Source organism: Ponticoccus sp. (in: a-proteobacteria), assembly GCF_048381735.1.
The window spans coordinates 414,613-430,740 of the sequence record NZ_JBLXGL010000001.1; the positions used below are offsets into that span (position 1 = coordinate 414,613).

Annotated in this window: 16 protein-coding genes; 7 read left to right on the forward strand and 9 right to left on the reverse strand. The window is 64.5% G+C overall.

Annotation, left to right across the window (positions count from 1 at the left end):
* Positions 1-252 precede the first annotated feature (252 nt).
* From ACN5KJ_RS01930 to trpB, 3 genes are all read left to right on the forward strand, one after another.
* On the forward strand, positions 253-1,581 hold the full coding sequence (locus ACN5KJ_RS01930) for an MATE family efflux transporter (RefSeq protein ID WP_418591837.1): 1,329 nt from the start codon (positions 253-255) through the stop codon (positions 1,579-1,581).
* A 23-nt stretch (positions 1,582-1,604) separates the two neighbouring features.
* Complete coding sequence (locus tag ACN5KJ_RS01935) at positions 1,605-1,835, forward strand: N-(5'-phosphoribosyl)anthranilate isomerase (RefSeq protein WP_418591838.1); 231 nt, start codon at positions 1,605-1,607, stop codon at positions 1,833-1,835.
* 125 nt (positions 1,836-1,960) lie between these two features.
* The gene (gene trpB / locus ACN5KJ_RS01940) at positions 1,961-3,205 is read left to right on the forward strand and encodes a tryptophan synthase subunit beta (RefSeq protein ID WP_418591839.1); all 1,245 of its coding nucleotides are present in this window, start codon (positions 1,961-1,963) and stop codon (positions 3,203-3,205) included.
* A 321-nt stretch (positions 3,206-3,526) separates the two neighbouring features.
* On the opposite strand, the gene ACN5KJ_RS01945 is transcribed toward trpB, so the two are convergent.
* The 9 genes from ACN5KJ_RS01945 to ACN5KJ_RS01985 form a co-directional block, all read right to left on the reverse strand.
* Positions 3,527-4,120, reverse strand: coding sequence for a DUF4893 domain-containing protein (locus tag ACN5KJ_RS01945; protein WP_418591840.1), 594 nt, complete (start codon positions 4,118-4,120; stop codon positions 3,527-3,529).
* Complete coding sequence (locus ACN5KJ_RS01950; RefSeq protein WP_347167336.1) at positions 4,120-4,503, reverse strand: DUF2237 domain-containing protein; 384 nt, start codon at positions 4,501-4,503, stop codon at positions 4,120-4,122. The genes ACN5KJ_RS01945 and ACN5KJ_RS01950 overlap by 1 nt, the downstream gene beginning before the upstream one ends.
* An 81-nt stretch (positions 4,504-4,584) precedes the next feature.
* Positions 4,585-5,262, reverse strand: a complete 678-nt coding sequence (gene pth / locus ACN5KJ_RS01955; protein WP_418591841.1) for an aminoacyl-tRNA hydrolase — start codon at positions 5,260-5,262, stop codon at positions 4,585-4,587.
* 120 nt (positions 5,263-5,382) lie between these two features.
* Entirely contained in the window at positions 5,383-6,030 is a 648-nt protein-coding gene (locus tag ACN5KJ_RS01960) for a 50S ribosomal protein L25/general stress protein Ctc (RefSeq protein ID WP_347167337.1), read from the reverse strand.
* 630 nt (positions 6,031-6,660) lie between these two features.
* Positions 6,661-8,061: a hypothetical protein gene (locus ACN5KJ_RS01965; protein WP_418591842.1), complete on the reverse strand. Its 1,401-nt coding sequence runs from the start codon at positions 8,059-8,061 to the stop codon at positions 6,661-6,663.
* On the reverse strand, positions 8,058-8,807 hold the full coding sequence (locus ACN5KJ_RS01970; protein WP_347167339.1) for an ABC transporter ATP-binding protein: 750 nt from the start codon (positions 8,805-8,807) through the stop codon (positions 8,058-8,060). The genes ACN5KJ_RS01965 and ACN5KJ_RS01970 overlap by 4 nt, the downstream gene beginning before the upstream one ends.
* Positions 8,800-9,870, reverse strand: coding sequence for a FecCD family ABC transporter permease (locus ACN5KJ_RS01975; RefSeq protein ID WP_418591843.1), 1,071 nt, complete (start codon positions 9,868-9,870; stop codon positions 8,800-8,802). The genes ACN5KJ_RS01970 and ACN5KJ_RS01975 overlap by 8 nt, the downstream gene beginning before the upstream one ends.
* 22 nt (positions 9,871-9,892) lie before the next feature.
* Positions 9,893-10,945 carry an ABC transporter substrate-binding protein gene (locus ACN5KJ_RS01980; RefSeq protein ID WP_418591844.1) on the reverse strand — a complete coding sequence of 351 codons (1,053 nt, stop codon included), beginning with the start codon at positions 10,943-10,945 and terminating at the stop codon, positions 9,893-9,895.
* Positions 10,946-11,339: 394 nt separating this feature from the next.
* Positions 11,340-12,245, reverse strand: a complete 906-nt coding sequence (locus ACN5KJ_RS01985; protein ID WP_418591845.1) for a LysR substrate-binding domain-containing protein — start codon at positions 12,243-12,245, stop codon at positions 11,340-11,342.
* 118 nt (positions 12,246-12,363) lie between these two features.
* Between ACN5KJ_RS01985 and ACN5KJ_RS01990 the strand changes: the two genes are divergently transcribed.
* The 4 genes from ACN5KJ_RS01990 to ACN5KJ_RS02005 form a co-directional block, all read left to right on the forward strand.
* Positions 12,364-13,296: an alpha/beta hydrolase gene (locus ACN5KJ_RS01990; protein ID WP_418591846.1), complete on the forward strand. Its 933-nt coding sequence runs from the start codon at positions 12,364-12,366 to the stop codon at positions 13,294-13,296.
* Between the two features lie 80 nt (positions 13,297-13,376).
* Complete coding sequence (locus tag ACN5KJ_RS01995; RefSeq protein WP_418591847.1) at positions 13,377-14,339, forward strand: alpha/beta hydrolase; 963 nt, start codon at positions 13,377-13,379, stop codon at positions 14,337-14,339.
* Positions 14,340-14,767: 428 nt separating this feature from the next.
* Positions 14,768-15,688, forward strand: coding sequence for a LysR substrate-binding domain-containing protein (locus tag ACN5KJ_RS02000; protein ID WP_418591848.1), 921 nt, complete (start codon positions 14,768-14,770; stop codon positions 15,686-15,688).
* Between the two features lie 146 nt (positions 15,689-15,834).
* Positions 15,835-16,128, forward strand: a 294-nt coding sequence (locus tag ACN5KJ_RS02005) for an aldo/keto reductase (protein WP_418591849.1), incomplete at its 3' end; no start/stop codon positions are given.

The window sequence follows — 16,128 nt, forward strand, 5'->3', positions numbered from 1 at the left end:
GCTCCCGCCCAGAGCCGGCCTCGCCCAAGCGGCCAGACCCGTGTCCCCGGGCGCCTGCGCTTCTTCGGTCTGACAAATACCTCGGGGGGTGGCCGCAGGCCGGGGGGCAGAGCCCCCATCGCCCCGTGTCCCCGGGCGCCCGATCCGACCGGACCCTCCGGCACCCCGCCGTCAGGAATTCCATGCTCCGGGCATTGACCTCGGCGCCGGTCCGGTATCAGGTCGCCGCGCCCATCTGCCGGAATTGACCCCATGACAGCGACCACCACCGAGACCCCGATCACCCATTCCCGGGTGCTGAAGATCGCCCTGCCCATCGTGCTGTCGAATGCCACGGTGCCGCTTCTGGGGGCCGTCGACACCGGCGTGGTCGGGCAGCTGGGAGAGGCGGCGCCCATCGGTGCGGTGGGCATCGGCGCGGTTGTCCTCTCGGCGCTCTACTGGGTCTTCGGCTTTCTCAGGATGGGCACCACCGGGCTTGTTGCGCAGGCGCTGGGGCAGGGCAACAAGGCCGAGACGGCGGCCCTGCTGACCCGCGCCCTGATGATCGGCTTCAGCGGCGGGCTGGCGATCGTTCTGCTGCAGGGGCTGCTCTTCCGGGCCGCCTTTTCCATCGCCCCGGCCTCGGAAGAGGTCGAGGCCCTGGCCCGTCACTACATGGCCATCCGGGTCTGGTCGGCGCCGGCGGCCATCGCGCTTTATGGCATCCTCGGCTGGCTCATCGCCGCCGAGCGCACCCGCGCGGTGCTGGTCATCCAGATCTGGATGAACGGGGTCAACATCCTCCTGGATCTCGTCTTTGTCCTCGGGCTTGGCTGGGGGGTGGGCGGTGTGGCCGCCGCGACCTTCATCGCCGAGTGGAGCGGTCTCGCCCTGGGGCTCTGGCTGTGCCGCGACGCCTTTGCGGTCCCCGCATGGCGCGACTGGCCGCGGGTCTTCGACCGCGAGCGCCTGATCGGCATGGCCCGGGTCAACTCGGACATCCTGATCCGGTCTCTGCTGCTCGAAACGGTGATCCTGTCGTTCATGTTCACCGGCGCGCGCTTCTCGGACGTGACGCTGGCCGCCAATCAGGTGATTCTGCAGTTCCTGCAGATCACGGCCTTCGCGCTGGACGGGCTGGCCTTTTCCGCCGAGGCGCTGGTCGGGCAGGCCGCCGGGGCGCGCGCCCTGCATCGCCTGCGGCGTGCGGCCCTGGTCAGCATGTTCTGGGGCGTCGTGCTGAGCATCGGGCTGGCGCTGACCTTCACGGTTTTCGGTCCGCGGATCATCGATCTGATGGCGGCCGACCCGGAGGTCCGCGCCGCGGCCCGCGATTTCCTGCCATGGATGGTGGCGGTTCCGGTGCTGGGGGTTGCGGCATGGATGCTCGACGGCATCTTCATCGGCGCGACCCGCACGGCGGATATGCGCAACATGATGGCGGTTTCGGTGGCGATCTACGGGGCCGCGGCGCTGCTGCTGGTGCCGGCCTACGGCAACCACGGCCTCTGGGCGGCGCTCTTGGTCAGCTTCGTGGCGCGCGGCGTCACGCTGGGCCTGCGCTACCCGGCGCTGGAGCGGTCGTTGGCAAGATCTTAACCAGAGTCATGTGCCATGCGGACATGGCGCAGATTCCCGACTACCTCACGGCGGAGATGTGGCTTCAGCAGGTCTTCGGTTCTGCCGAGGCGCTGAAGGGCGGCGTGGTCAAGCGGCAGATCCGCGACGTCGAGCGCCTTGTGGGGCGCGAGGCCTTTGCCCGCGCGGTCGCGCGGCGCGGGTTCCAGGCAGTTGAGAACGGGCGGCATTTCGTGATCTTCTGCAATGACCACCCGATCAGGCGCCTGCGGTGAAAGGGCCTTCGAAGGCCCTTTCGAAAGGCGCTTCGAAGCGCCTTCCCACCGCTCCAAATCGCCTCTGGCCTTACCTGCCCGAAATGCCGTATCCAGGCCCCTGCACCAACAAGGGGAGACGCGCCATGGACGACCTGGTCAACAGCTTCATGAACGGGCCGGATGAGAAGGGCCGCTTCGGCATCCACGGCGGACGCTTCGTCTCGGAAACCCTGATGCCGCTCATTCTCGCGCTCGAGGCCGAGTACGAGAAGGCCAAGACCGACGACAGCTTCTGGGAAGAGATGCATTATCTCTGGAAGCACTACGTCGGCCGCCCCAGTCCGCTCTATTTCGCCGAGCGCCTGACCGATCACCTCGGCGGCGCCAAGGTCTACATGAAGCGCGACGAGCTGAACCACACCGGCGCGCACAAGATCAACAACGTGCTGGGGCAGATCATCCTCGCCCGCCGCATGGGCAAGACCCGCATCATCGCCGAAACCGGCGCCGGGCAGCACGGCGTTGCCACGGCCACGGTCTGCGCCAAGTTTGGCCTGAAATGCGTGGTCTACATGGGCGCGCATGACGTCGAGCGCCAGCAGCCCAACGTCTTCCGGATGAAGCTTCTGGGCGCCGAGGTCATCCCCGTGACCTCCGGTCGCGGCACGCTGAAGGACGCGATGAACGACGCCCTGCGCGACTGGGTCACCAATGTGCGCGACACCTTCTACTGCATCGGCACCGTCGCCGGTCCGCACCCCTATCCGGCCATGGTCCGCGATTTCCAGTCGATCATCGGCAAGGAAACCAAGGAGCAGATGATGGAGGCCGAAGGCCGTCTGCCCGACACCATCATCGCGGCCATCGGCGGCGGCTCGAACGCCATGGGCCTGTTCTTCCCCTTCCTCGACGACAAGACGGTGAACATCATCGGCGTCGAAGCGGGCGGCAAGGGCGTCGACGACAAGATGGAGCACTGCGCCTCGCTGACGGGGGGGCGCCCGGGCGTGCTGCACGGCAACCGGACCTACCTGCTGCAGGACGAGGACGGCCAGATCCTCGAGGGCTTCTCGATCTCGGCGGGGCTGGATTATCCGGGCATCGGGCCGGAACACGCCTGGCTGCACGATGTGGGCCGCGCGCAATATGTCTCGATCACCGACAAGGAGGCGCTGGAGGCCTTCCAGCTGTGCTGCGCCACCGAGGGCATCATCCCGGCGCTGGAACCCTGCCACGCGCTGGGTCACGTCATGAAGATCGCGCCGACCCTGCCCAAGGATCACGTCATCGTCATGAACATGTGTGGCCGGGGCGACAAGGACATCTTTACCGTCGCCCGCCACCTCGGCGTGTCGATGGACGGCGACGTGGGCCGCGACGCCAACTGATAGGGCCGGACGCGTTCCGGCGCGCCCCAAGTGGGCCCGGGGCGCCTTCGGGCGCGCTCCGCAGGAGAGGTGCGCGCCAGCCAAGGCTTGATCGTGCCGCACACGACTCGGGACGCGTCGTGTCGAGCCGCATGTGGCGGGCGCGTCAAGGCGCGCCACACGCGGGACAGGCGCCACAGGGCACTCCTCACTGCCGCAGGCGGTTCAGCGTTTCGCTTCACGCTGTATGGATGCGCCAGGCCGCACGAAACGGGACAGGGGCGCGCTGCACGGGGCAGGGCCGCACCGAAGGCGGCGCCTTCCGGCGCCGGGCTGTCCCGCTCAGCGCGTCAGGTAAAGGATGTCAAAGCGGCTTTCGAGGATCGGGTCGGGGAAGAGCACGCGCGCGTGCGTCTGGCTGACCTGCTCCACGATCCCGGGCTGAGCCACCGTCTGGCCCGGCTCGATCGCCGTCTGATCGTCGGGCGGCAGTCCGGCGTAATCCACGGCCGGTCCGCCCGCTACATAGCCCACGCCGTAATAGGTCAATGTGCCACCCGGGCCCGAGACGATGGCGCCCTCGGTGCGCTGCGAGCCCGTGCGTTTCTGCATCTCCCAGCGGCCCGGCCCGGCCTCGGTGATGCGGCAGTCGAAGTTGCCATAGACCACCAGCGCGGAGATCTCACCCAGCTTCAGCGTGCGGCAGCGCCAATCCCCGGCCAGACCGGCCACCGGGCCCGCCGCGCCTGCCATGGCCTGCGTCAGCACGGCGATATCTTCCGGGGCGCCACCCGCAAGGGCTTCCCGCATCGCGGCGCCGAAATGGGCGTCCAGCGCGGCCATCCGTTCCGAGTCGGCCGGGCGCAGGCTGGCGATATCCTGCGCTAGCGCGGGGCCGGTAAGAGCCAGGGCGGCGAGGAGCAGTGCCCGGCGCATCAAGTTTCCTCCACCGGAAGGGCATGTTCTTTCAGGACGGGCAGGGGCACGATCTCCGTGGCGCGCCGATGCGTGGCGGACAGCTGCACCTTCGGCGCGCAGCCCTCGTCATGGGCCTGCAGGAACCGCCCGGCACAAAGGCACCAGCGGTCGCCCGGCTTCAGCCCGGCAAAGCCGAACGCGGGCCGGGGTGTCGACAGGTCGTTGCCGACGTATTTCGAATAGGCGAGGAACTCGGCGGTCATGACGGCGCAGACCGTGTGACTGCCCTGATCCTCTGCGCAGGTGTTGCAATGGGCATCGCGGAAAAAGCCGGTCAGCGGCGCCTCGGAGCAGGGTTGAAGGGCGTCGCCCAACACATTGATCGCGGGGTCTTTCTGCATGGTCCGTCTCCTTTCCCCTGTGATACGCGTGTATGCCCTGTGACCCTCACCTAGGGTCGCAGGGCGCCGCGCACAGGGCGATCAACGAAACTTGTCCGCCAGCCGTTGCAGCGGGTTGCGTGTATCGGGCGCCTCGGGCTCGGTCGGCGCCGGAGGAGCCGGGGCGGGTTTCTTCGCCGGCTTGGGCTCCGATGGCGCCATCCGCGCCGCCACGGCATTCTGAAAGCGCGAGCGGTCGCCCTCGACCAGATACGGCGCCCCGTCAGAAAGCCCGCGCAGCAGGTCGTCCAGCCAGCCCTCGTCCGCCTTGGCGAAGTCGTGCAGCACGTAGGCCGCCACCAGTTCCTTGCGGCCCGGGTGGCCGATGCCGAGGCGCACGCGGTGGTAGGTCTCGCCGATATGCGCGTGGATCGAGCGCAGCCCGTTGTGCCCCGCATGCCCGCCGCCGGTCTTCAGCCGCACCTTGCCGGGGGCGAGGTCAAGCTCGTCGTGGAAGACGGTCACGTCGCCTGGCTCCAGCTTGTAGAAGCGCATGGCCTCGCCCACCGACTGGCCGGAGAGGTTCATGAAGGTCTCGGGCTTCAGCAGCAGCGCCTTGTCGCCGCCCAGCCGCCCCTCGGCGATCTGGCCCTGGAACTTGGCCTTCCACGGGCCGAAACCGTGGTCGGAGGCGATGCGGTCCAGCGCCATGAAACCGATGTTGTGGCGGTTGGCGGCGTATTTCGCGCCGGGGTTGCCCAGTCCGACAAGGATCTGCACGCGTGCCTCCGTGGTAATGTCGCGGCCTGTCTAGGGCCTTGCGCGGCGAATGTCACCCGCACAAGCAAAAGCCCCCGCCGGGTCGGGCGGGGGCTTCGGGATCTCTAAGGGCGGCGGCGATTACTCGGCCGTCGCGTCCTTCTGGTTGATGACCTCGGTCTCGGTCGCTTCTTCCTCGTCGTCGGCAGAGGCGGCAAGGCCCGACGGCGCCGAGATATTGGCGATCACGAAGTTCCGGTCGATCGTCGCCTTCGTGCCCTCGGGCAGGGTGACGTCGTTGATGTGGACGATGTCGCCGATGTTCAGGCTGCCCAGATCGACGGTGATCTTCTCGGGGATGTCACCGGCGGTCACGACCAGCTCGACCTCGGGGCGAACGACGGTCAGAACGCCGCCCTTCTTGATGCCGGGCGCGGTTTCCTCGTTGATGAACTCGACGGGGATGAACAGCGCGACCTTCGAGGTGCGGCGCAGGCGCATGAGGTCGAGGTGCGTCGGCAGGTCCTTGACGACATCGCGCTGGACGTCGCGGCAGATCACGCGCACATCCTCGTGGCCTTCGACCTTCAGGTTCCACAGGGTGGACTTGAAGCGACCGTCCTTGAGCTTTTTCAGCAGGACGTTGAAGGGCAGTTGGATTGCGAGGGGGTCCTTTTCGCCACCGAAGACGATGCCGGGAACCATGCCGTTACGGCGTGCTGCGCGAGCGGCGCCCTTGCCCGTCCCCGCACGTTCCTCGGCTACAAGATCAGGGATCTCACCAGCCATATTGATTCTCCATAGGTTAGGGCGGGGTGCCTCCAAGGCTGTCACCCCGCGTGAAGCGGTGCCTATAGGGGAGGTTGGGGGGGATGGCAAGGGGGGCGGCCCGGACCTGCTGTTCATGCCAGGCGCTGGTTGCGCCTGGTGTCGGCCCAGACCGGACGTTCGCCAGATCCGGCCTCGATGCAGCGCAGCTTCCCCAAATTGGTCATCAGTGGCATCGTGCATCATGATCTGGCAGGCCAAGGTTGGCGGTGCGGACGTTCCTGCCGTTCGTTGCAATTGCCCGATCTGTGCCGCAGGAGCGAGAAGTCTCTCCGGAAATGGTGGACAGCCGACCTTCGCTGCGCTCTGAGCGAGGGGCAGTGATGTGCCGTTAAATGGTTTTCAAGATCGGAGAAAACCCGAGTGGGGTGCCCCCGCGCAAACCCTACAAGTCAATTTCCACTGCTGCGGCCTCGGCGAAAACGGGCAACGACAGAGGTGGCTCGGTTTGTCTGAACAGGGTCCGGACGTTTCCAAGTGGTTTTCCGCCTCGGCTACGCCGCTGCCAGATCGGGCAGCAGCAGGTTGATGTAGGCTTGATCGGGCGTCCTGCCGTTAAGGAGTAAATGGGGGCAAATAGGTCTGCCAAATCTAAGCGTTGCGACTACGAGAACCGTCGTATCGATTAGGGACTACGGCGTCCGGATCCATTTCGGTGCGATGCACAGGAAACTGAACCTTACGAGATTCTGGGGCGTCAGGTGACGCGGAGGTCTGCCCCCGACCTGCGCGGATCAGCCCCGCGCAGATATCCCGGACCAGCGAGTCGCGGTGATCGCCGTGATCGGGATATCGCAACAGGTTGTCGCCATTGTGCATGAATACATGGCCGCCCTTGCCGCAATCACTGGGGTATTGCCACAGCCAGTCGGCGGGCTTCGGATCCTCGGCCGTGCCGACCTCGGTTAGCCACGTGGCACCTTCGGGCATCGGGGTCCAGCCGCGGGCATATTGACCAAAGACACCGGACCAGCCGTCGAAATCCTCATCCATGTTGGCAAACATCCCGAAAGGATCGTTCCGCAGACGGACCTTGATATTGGTGAAGGGTCGCGGCGAGACGGCGGTGAAGGTGCCGAGGAAGGGCAGCCAAGAAATCGCCGGTTCTGCGTTGATCAGCAGGTGGCCGCCGCGGTCCAAATGGCCCAGCAGGACATCGGCCTTGTCGCGCAGGAAGAACTCGTCGCACTGGCTGGGGATGTAGAGGATATCGGTTCCGTTCAGCGCTTCTGGCGACAGGTCGTAGAGCGGCAGGAACCGCGTCTTCCCGCCTGCCTCGGCCAGCACCTCTTCCAGTCGCTCGGGCTGCCATTCGGTGTTGTGGCGGATGCTTTGTAGATAGGTCAGCGTAAACCCGTCTTGAGAACGGTCGATCCCAAGCTCGCGGTTGAGCCAAGGGTAGAAGCCTTCAAGGAAGCGGGTCGTCGCGGGCATGAATCGCTGACCGTTGTGATTATGCGGATCAAGCGTCGAGATCATCAGCCGCCCGCCGCACTCCAGATTGCGAAAATCAAGGAACAGGCTGGCACTGTCATCGTCGAGGCTCAACAAGCTTTGCGCGGTCGGATGCGGGGCCAGCACCCCGTGCCAATGCCAGGCCATGTCGCGCAGCGGGATCGCCTCGCAGATTGGATGCAAGGGCCGAGGTTGATGGATCTCGGGGCGCCCGCCGGGCTTCTGCCACCACAGCCAGTCCTTGATCCGCACGTCGCGCCATTCGACATCGACGACATCCAACCAGTCGGCACAGGTCTCGGCGCTGAAGACGATCAAAAATCCGCCGCCCCTGACATAGTCGTTCAGCCTGGCCACATGATCGGTCAGATGTTCCGCGTCGATCCGGTCGGGCAGGATCACGGCGGCGTAGCGCGACAGGTCGTGACTGGCCAGATCACGCACGTGGATCAGGTCGTCCAGCAGATGGCGGAAATCCTGGAAGCTGCGCACCTGGCAACTCGATCCCCAGGTCAGGAAGGCGATTTTCTGGGTCATCCGGTATCCTCCAGGACGAAGCGCGGCGCGAAGGTGTGCCGCGGGCTGGCGGCCACATCGGCGCGGTCGATGGCGACCTCGTAGAGATCGCTCAGGTTTTCGGGCGTCAGAACCTCGGCGACCGGACCATGACGATAGGTCCGCGCATCTTTCATCAGCAGCACGTCGGTTGCAGCCTCGAGCGCGTGTTGCGGCGCATGGGTGGTGTAGATGATCGTCTGCCCGTAGTCGCGGTTCAGCCGCCGCAGCGTGGTTATCACCTTGGCCTGGTTCTTGTAGTCGAGCGCCGAACACGGCTCGTCGAGGATCAGGATGCTACATTCCGAGGTCAGAGCCTGAGCGATCATCACCATCTGGCGCTGACCGCCGCTGAGTGTATTGAACCCGCGTTCCTCAAGATCGGCGATGCCCATCAGCTTCAGGAAACTGCGGGCGATATCATAGTCCCTTGTCCCCGGTGACCCGAAAAGGCCCAGATGCCGCGCGCGGCCCATCAGCACCATGTCCATCACAGAATAGGAAAACGCCGCCTGGAACAGCTGTGGCACGTAACCGATGCTGCCCTCGACCCGGAGTTGGCCCGATCTGGGCTGCAGCAGACCGGTGAGTATATTCAGAAGTGTCGTCTTGCCGACGCCGTTGGCGCCGAGAATGGCCAGCAGGCTGCCAGTCTCGACGCGCAGGTCGTAGCCATCGAGGATCCGGGCCGGGCCTCGGTCCAGAATGATGCCCTGTGCCTCAATCATTGCCCCACCCGCTGGTTCGTTGCAGCCGCCGCAGAAGCAGCGCGAAGACCGGCACGCCGATCAGAGCAGTGATGATCCCGATCGGGATCTCGGCCTCGGTCAGGGTGCGGGCGACGGTATCAACGAGGATCATGTAGATCGCCCCCATCAGGGCCGAGGCCGGCAGCAGTCGCCCGTGTTCCGCCCCCACCAATGCCCGCGCGGCATGGGGAATGACCAGCCCGACCCAGCCGATGATGCCTGATGTCGCCACCACGCCGGCCGAGATGAAGGCTGTGCAGGCGAAGACCAGCCATTGCACCAGCATCACGGGGGATCCAAGCGCGCGCGCCTTGTCCTCGCCCAGCGAAAGGATGTTGATCTGGTAACGCAGGGCGTAGATCACGACGGATGCCGGCAGGATCGCCAGCGCGATCAGTGCCAGATCGCGGTAGTTGGTCGAGGCGACGCTGCCCATCAGCCAATAGGTGATCGCAGGTAGTTTCTGATGCGGGTCGGCCATCAGTTTGATGATCGAGATCGAGGCCTCGAAGAAGGCCGAGACGATGACGCCCGACAGCACCAGCGTCAAGATCGAGGTCCGGCCCTTGTAGCTGGCGAGGAAACGCACCACCAGCATGCTACCAATGCCGAAGGCAAAAGCGATGGCCAGCATCGGATATCCGGCACCGATCGTCAGAATTGCCAGCGTCCCACCGAAGGCCGCGCCAGATGTGACGCCGATGATGCCCGGATCGACCAGCGGGTTGCGGAACAACCCCTGCAGCGCTGCGCCGGAAACCGCCAGCCCTGCTCCGATCAGCAGCGCGGCCAGGATGCGAGGCAGGCGGACCAGCTCGACCACGCTTTCTTCGAGCTCGGTCCAGGACGCGTCGCCGAGGGGCACGAGGTTATCCAGCAGGATCAGCCAGACATCGACGAAGCCGATCTCGTATCGCCCCAGCGTGACCGCATAGGTCACGGTCAGCACCAGCAAGATGCACAGCCCGGGCAGGATCAGCCGGGGCGCCAATGCACCCATGTCGCGGGGTGCAGTGGCCGATTGGCGCGAAGTTTCACTCATCCCGCGTCAGCCCCTGGGATGGTCACTCGAACAGCTCGGAGTAGCCGGCCGAGTCGGCGTTTTGGGACTTGGCCAGCACAAGCACCACCTCTTCTTCGGTCAGTTGCCGGCCATAGGCGGTTTCATAGGCGGTCTGCATCTGGTCACCGAAGTCGGCGACCGTTTCCGCGCCATGGATCACTCGCGCGGTCCAGGATGCGGCCAGATACACCTCGGGCGCATCAGGGGTCATGGTGAATTGCGGCACCTTGTAGACGCGGCGGTTCTTGATCGCCTCGACGCTGCCCAGCAGCGGGTGGTCGTAGAAGTCCGCCGGTGTCAGGTCATTGGCATAGGACGGGACCAGAATGACTTCGGGGTTCCAGACCAGGAATTGCTCGGCATCGATCGTCTTCCACCATTCCTCGCCCCCTGCGGCCCGGTTCTGCGCGCCGCTCAGGGTGAAATCGTCGGACCCGTTTGCGACGACGCGGATTTGGTCCTGCAACTGGTCGACGACCAGGATCGGAGTGAACTGGTCTTCGGGGACGTCCGTCCACAGCGCCGCCAGCGCGGCGTCCGAGTCTTCCTGCAGCTCAATCAGCGCGTCGGCGCGGTCCGCCTGACCGGTCATCAGCCCGGTCAGGCGCAGGTAGTCAAGACGCTCTTCCTTGGTGCAGCAGCCCCAGCCAACGACGGTCAAGCCGACCCTTTCCAGGGGCTCGATGATCGCCGGATCATGGGTCCACTGAATGATGGCGTCCGGGTTCATTTCCAGGATCGCCTCGACATTCGGGGCAAAGCCTTCGCGGGCGGCATTGGCAGTGATGTCTGCGAGTTCCGGCAGAAGATCGGCGTAGATGCCGCTTTCGAAATAGCGCTGATGCGAATCCGCGTTCATGCCGGCGATATGGTCGGCCGTGCCATCCACCGCGCGATAAATGATCGGCGCAGACCGCACGATCGTCACGACCCGCTTCGGAGTTGCGTCGAATGTTATCGTCTTGCCCCGATGATCCTCAAAGTTGACCTCTTGGGCCATGGCCATCGACGTACAGGCCGCCAGGGCCGCAGCGTAAACAAGCACGTACTTCATTGAAGATCCTTTCACCGTTCGGAGGCGTCGCTTTTCACGGCTGATTGTCGGAGTTGAGTATTTTTGTCAACTTAAAGAATTTGCGGTTCATCCGCGGCATGGATCGTCATGCCGATTGCAGTCCCCCAAGGCATGAATGGCTGGCCCGGGGTTGCTGCTCAGCAGCGCTAGGGAAGGGAACTTGGGTCCGGTAAGCGCTCGAACCGGACCTGCGGCGGGGCGACGTTCTGCGCGCCTAGGTGAGGCGACCCGCCCGGCGGAGACGGCCCCTTGCGGCGGTTCGCCAGATCGGGCCTCGCTGCGGCGCAGCTTCCCCAAATCGGTCATCGGTAGCGTCGTGCAGCGTGCTCTTGCATGCCAAGACCGGGTGCGACGCTGTGCCCCGAATGTCCACTCAGCCGAGCCGTCGCAGCCGGGCCTTCAACGCGTCCACGACAAGCCGGAACGCCGGTGAGCTGTGCCGCCGGTTCGGGTAGTAGAGGTGATACCCCGGCAGCGGGGGCGTCCAGTCCTCCAGCACCTGATGCAGCGCCCCCCGTGCCAGATCGTCTTCGACCTGATCCCGTGGAAGATAGGCCAGACCTTGTCCGAGAAGGGCGCTTTCCCGGATCAGTTCGACGGTGTTGAAGCAAAGCGCACCCTCGACCCGGACCCGCTTTGCCTCGCCATTCTTTGCCAGCCGCCAGGCGTTGATCGTCTCGGATGACGGAAGGCGCAGGTTGATCGCACGGTGTTCGACAAGGTCCTCCGGGGTCTTCGGCACGGGATGCTCCGCGAGATAGGCGGGAGCCCCGACGATCGCCATAGGCACGTCCGGGCTGATGCGCACCGAGATCATGTCCTTGGCCACCTGCTCGCCAAGTCGAACCCCGGCGTCGAACCTGTCGGCCACCACATCGACGAGCCCGTAATCGACGATGACCTCGACACTCACGTCGGGATAGTCCGGGAGCACCTCGGCCAGCGCCGGGATGAGGATGGTCTTGGCCGCATGTTCGACCGAGGTGATGCGGATATTGCCGGTGGGCGTGTCGCGGAACTCGCTCAGCTCGGCGAGATCGCTGTCGATCTCGCGCAGCAGCGGACCAAGGCGGCGGACCAGCCTGTCGCCTGCGGGCGTGGGGGCAACGCTGCGTGTCGTGCGTGTCAGCAGGCGCAACCCGAGGCGGTCCTCGAGCCGCCGCACGATCTGGCTCAGCGCCGATTGCGAGATGCCAAGGCGCGTCGCGGCCCTGGTGAAGCTGCCCTCTTCGGCGACGGTCACGAAGGCTGTCAGATCGGCGATGTCCTCGCGTCGCATCTATCACCTCACTTATAGGTTCATGAAGAATTTACCTTCTAATCACTGAGCGGCTCAAGCGTCATATTGGCTCCATCACCAACGGATCGGTTCGATCCCACCCCCCAAGGAGACGACCATGACCAAGATCACCTACGCCAACAGCAACAACCCGAACGTCGAGATGTCGGCCGTCATCAACCTGCCCGAGGGCTTCGAAGAAGGCACCAAGTACCCGACCATCGTCGTCTCGCACCCCGGCGGCGGCGTGAAGGAACAAACCGCCGGCACCTATGCCGAGGAACTGGCCAGGCAGGGTTTCGTGACCATCGCCTATGACGCCTCCTACCAGGGCGAGTCCGGCGGCAGCCTGCGCCAGCTCGAGAACCCCTACATCCGCACCGAGGATGTCAGCGCAGTCATCGACCATCTGACCACGCTGGACTACGTCGACACCGACCGGATCGGCGCCATGGGGATCTGCGCGGGTGCCGGTTACACCGCCAACGCCGCGATCAACGATCACCGGATCAAGGCCGTCGGCACGGTCAGCGCGGTGAACATCGGCGCGATGTTCCGCAATGGCTGGGACAATGACGTGGCCGATGCCGATGCGCTGCCCTTCCTCGAAGCTGGCGCCGCCGCGCGCACTGCGGATGCGCAGGCGCTCGCCACAGGCGGTGATCTGGCGCAGATCCCGATGGCGCCGCTGAAGGAAGAGGATGCCCCCAACGAAGAGCTGCGCCAAGCCTGGGAATACTACCACACCCAGCGTGCGCAATGCGCCACCGCCCCGGGCTACGGGCTGGCGCGCAGCCTGACCCAGCTGATCAGCTACGACGCTTACAACTTCGCCGAGGCCTTCCTGACCCAGCCCCTGCAGATCGTGGCGGGCAGCGCGGCGGGCAGCAAATGGATGAGCGACGACCTCTATGCCCGGGCCGCAAGCGGCGACAAGACGTTCCACACCGTCGAGGGCGCCAACCACATGGACCTCTACGACGGCGCGCAATTCGTCGATGAGGCGGTCAGCGTGCTGGCGCCCTTCTTCCGGGAAAAGCTCGGCGCTTGAGCCGCCGCAGACGAGGCATGCCCCGCCCGGATCGCGGGCGGGGCGGGCTCTGCCAATTCAACACCCAAGGAGTTCAAACCATGGAAAGCGTGACATTTCGGAACCCCGACATGGCCTGGCATATCGCGGCGGACATTCACCTGCCGCCGGCCTTCGACGCGGACAAGCGCTACCCGACGATCGTCAGCATCCACCCCTTCGGAAGCTGCAAGGAGCAGACCTCGGGCAGCGTCTACGGCAAGGCGCTCGCCGCGCAGGGCTATGTCGTCATCGCCTTCGACGCGAGCTATCAGGGCGCGTCCGGTGGCAGCCCCCGCTGGACCGAGAGTCCCAGCCAGCGGGTCGAGGACGTCAGCCACGTGATCGACCACGCGGTGACACTGCCGTTTGTCGACGCGGACCGGATCGGGGTCATCGGCGTCTGCGGCGGTGGCGGCTACGCGCTGAATGCAGCCATGACCGAGAAGCGGATCAAGGCGGTGGTCGGGATCACGCCGGTGAACCTCGGTCGCCTCTTCCGAGAGGGGTTCAGCGACTTCGATCCGCTCGGCACGCTGACCGCCATGGCCGCACAGCGCAGCGCCGAGGCGCGCGGCGCAGAGCTGCAGGTCAACGAATTGCTGCCTGCCAGCCTTGAGGCGGCACGCGAGAACGGGATGACCGAGCGCGACGTCTATGAGGCGACGGACTACTACAAGACACCGCGCGGGCAGGCGACCGGGGGCGCGACACGCATGGTCTTCAGCCATGCTCAGAAAACCCTGTCGTGGGATGCGTTTGCCTTCGCCGAAACCCTGATGACCCAGCCGATGATGGTGGTCCTCGGCCAGAAGGTCGGCGCCTTCGGGGCCTATCGGGACGGCATGGAAATCTACGGCCGCGCGATGGCCTCGAAGGACCGGCAACTGGTCGAACTGGAGGATTGGTCCCACTACGACCTCTACGACCGGGAAGAGCCGGTCGGCCTGGCGCTGGAGAAGATCGTTCCATTCTTCAGGAAGCATCTCGGCGAAGAAGACGTCGCCTCTGCCGAAGCTGCCTGACAACAATACGGCTCGGTCCTGCGCTGCGGGATCGAGCCGCTGAATGCGGAAAGTCTCGGCTAGGGTCTTTTGGTCCGCCGTTGCTCTGACTGTCTTGGGGCTCGAAGCCGTCATGTGGCGGAGCGACATGCCCCTCGTCCAGGTGAGCAAGGCGGGGCACAAACGGCCCTTTGCGGTCATTTGAACCTGGTGCGGCGGAGGTCGACTTTCCGCCCAAATTTCGTTTCCAGAGCCCCATGACTTTATGGAAGAACTGTTGGAACGATCTCGCTCTGGCGCAACGGAAGGTTGACGCCGATTAAGATTGGCGTTCTTTGCCAATCCCCGGCCAAATTCGCTGCTGTGCAGACCTGCGCCGCCGAAGCTGATCGCGGATGGCCGAGCATATGACTTGGAGCGCGACAGCTTGCGCCATGAAAGGATGATGCATGCGCAATCGAAACCGGGCCCTTCTCGCCGACCTTGATATCTTCGTGACCATTCTCACGCATGGCAGCATGAAACGCGCCGCCTTGGAGCTAGGGGTCAGCGTCTCGGCATTGAGTCATCGCATGCGGAAACTGGAGGATCAAGTCGGGGTACGGCTGCTTAACCGCACCAGTCGTTCGCTTTCTGCGACTGTCGCAGGAGAGCGTCTGGCCGAGCAGTTGACAGCAGGATTTACCACGATTGACGAAGCTCTCACGTCGCTGGCGCGGCAGCGAGACAATCCAGCGGGCCGTCTGAGGATAAACGTTCTGCAGGATGCCGCACGGTTGCTTGTTACTCCGATTCTTGCCCAATATTCCAAGGCTTTTCCAGACGTTAAGCTCGAAATTCATGCCGATGACCTGATGGTCGACGTGGTTGCTGGAGGTTTTGATGCCGGAATACGCTATGGCGACCGCGTGCCTCTCGACATGGTCGGCGTCGCTCTCAGTGAGCCGACACGATGGGTCGTTGTGGGCTCCGACGCTTTGATCGACGCCGTCGGGTTGCCATCGACGCCGGAAGACCTGCTCAAGCTCCCATGTATCGAGATCGAGCTTGGAGATGGGAACTCCTACTCCTGGGAACTCGGCAACGATCCCACCATGACACGTTTGGCCGTTCGCGGACCGGTGCGTGCGAATGGAACGGCACAGATCGTCGCCATGGCGATCGAGGGACTTGGCTTTGCCTATGTCCTTGAGACAGCGGTGCGCCGCGAACTGCAAGATGGTCATCTGCGTGTCGTTCTTGATGGATGGGCCTCTGAAGGGCCGCCATTCACCATCTACTACCCAAGTCGTCGCCAGACCCCATCGGGGTTGCGCGAACTCATCAACCTCATCCGCAGGAAACAGGGGCTTTCTGCTCTTAGCGCTTGAAACCGCGCGCGCCAAACTCCGACTGGGGGCAGAGTTTTGTTGAGAAATTTTCAATGAAGCATTGCTATCCTCGACCGTCGCCTCAAGAAACGCACTTGGCTATCTTGTCCTCAGCGCAAGTTCGTCGCAACGACAAGGATGACAAGATGACCTACCAGCCAGCATCGGACCGATACCGGAACGCGATGAGCTATCGTCGCGCAGGCAAGAGCGGAATCGACCTTCCAGCGATTTCGCTTGGCCTTTGGCAGAACTTCGGCGGCAACGACGATCTCGACAAGGCCACCGCAATTTTGCGCCGCGCGTTTGACCGCGGCATCACGCACTTCGATCTTGCCAACAATTACGGCCCGCCGCCGGGGTCCGCCGAAAGTTTCTTCGGTGAGGTGCTCGCAAGAGATTTCTCCCGCCACCGGGACGAAATGATCATTTCGACCAAG

Excerpts from the sequence above, each read along its gene's own strand:
- ACN5KJ_RS01930 (WP_418591837.1), top strand. The coding sequence starts at position 253 with ATGACAGCGACCACCACCGAGACCCCGATCACCCATTCCCGGGTGCTG.
- ACN5KJ_RS01935 (WP_418591838.1), top strand. The coding sequence starts at position 1,605 with ATGGCGCAGATTCCCGACTACCTCACGGCGGAGATGTGGCTTCAGCAG.
- trpB (WP_418591839.1), top strand. The coding sequence starts at position 1,961 with ATGGACGACCTGGTCAACAGCTTCATGAACGGGCCGGATGAGAAGGGC.
- ACN5KJ_RS01945 (WP_418591840.1), bottom strand. The coding sequence starts at position 4,120 with ATGCGCCGGGCACTGCTCCTCGCCGCCCTGGCTCTTACCGGCCCCGCG.
- ACN5KJ_RS01950 (WP_347167336.1), bottom strand. The coding sequence starts at position 4,503 with ATGCAGAAAGACCCCGCGATCAATGTGTTGGGCGACGCCCTTCAACCC.
- ACN5KJ_RS01960 (WP_347167337.1), bottom strand. The coding sequence starts at position 6,030 with ATGGCTGGTGAGATCCCTGATCTTGTAGCCGAGGAACGTGCGGGGACG.
- ACN5KJ_RS01965 (WP_418591842.1), bottom strand. The coding sequence starts at position 8,061 with ATGACCCAGAAAATCGCCTTCCTGACCTGGGGATCGAGTTGCCAGGTG.
- ACN5KJ_RS01970 (WP_347167339.1), bottom strand. The coding sequence starts at position 8,807 with ATGATTGAGGCACAGGGCATCATTCTGGACCGAGGCCCGGCCCGGATC.
- ACN5KJ_RS01975 (WP_418591843.1), bottom strand. The coding sequence starts at position 9,870 with ATGAGTGAAACTTCGCGCCAATCGGCCACTGCACCCCGCGACATGGGT.
- ACN5KJ_RS01980 (WP_418591844.1), bottom strand. The coding sequence starts at position 10,945 with ATGAAGTACGTGCTTGTTTACGCTGCGGCCCTGGCGGCCTGTACGTCG.
- ACN5KJ_RS01985 (WP_418591845.1), bottom strand. The coding sequence starts at position 12,245 with ATGCGACGCGAGGACATCGCCGATCTGACAGCCTTCGTGACCGTCGCC.
- ACN5KJ_RS01990 (WP_418591846.1), top strand. The coding sequence starts at position 12,364 with ATGACCAAGATCACCTACGCCAACAGCAACAACCCGAACGTCGAGATG.
- ACN5KJ_RS01995 (WP_418591847.1), top strand. The coding sequence starts at position 13,377 with ATGGAAAGCGTGACATTTCGGAACCCCGACATGGCCTGGCATATCGCG.
- ACN5KJ_RS02000 (WP_418591848.1), top strand. The coding sequence starts at position 14,768 with ATGCGCAATCGAAACCGGGCCCTTCTCGCCGACCTTGATATCTTCGTG.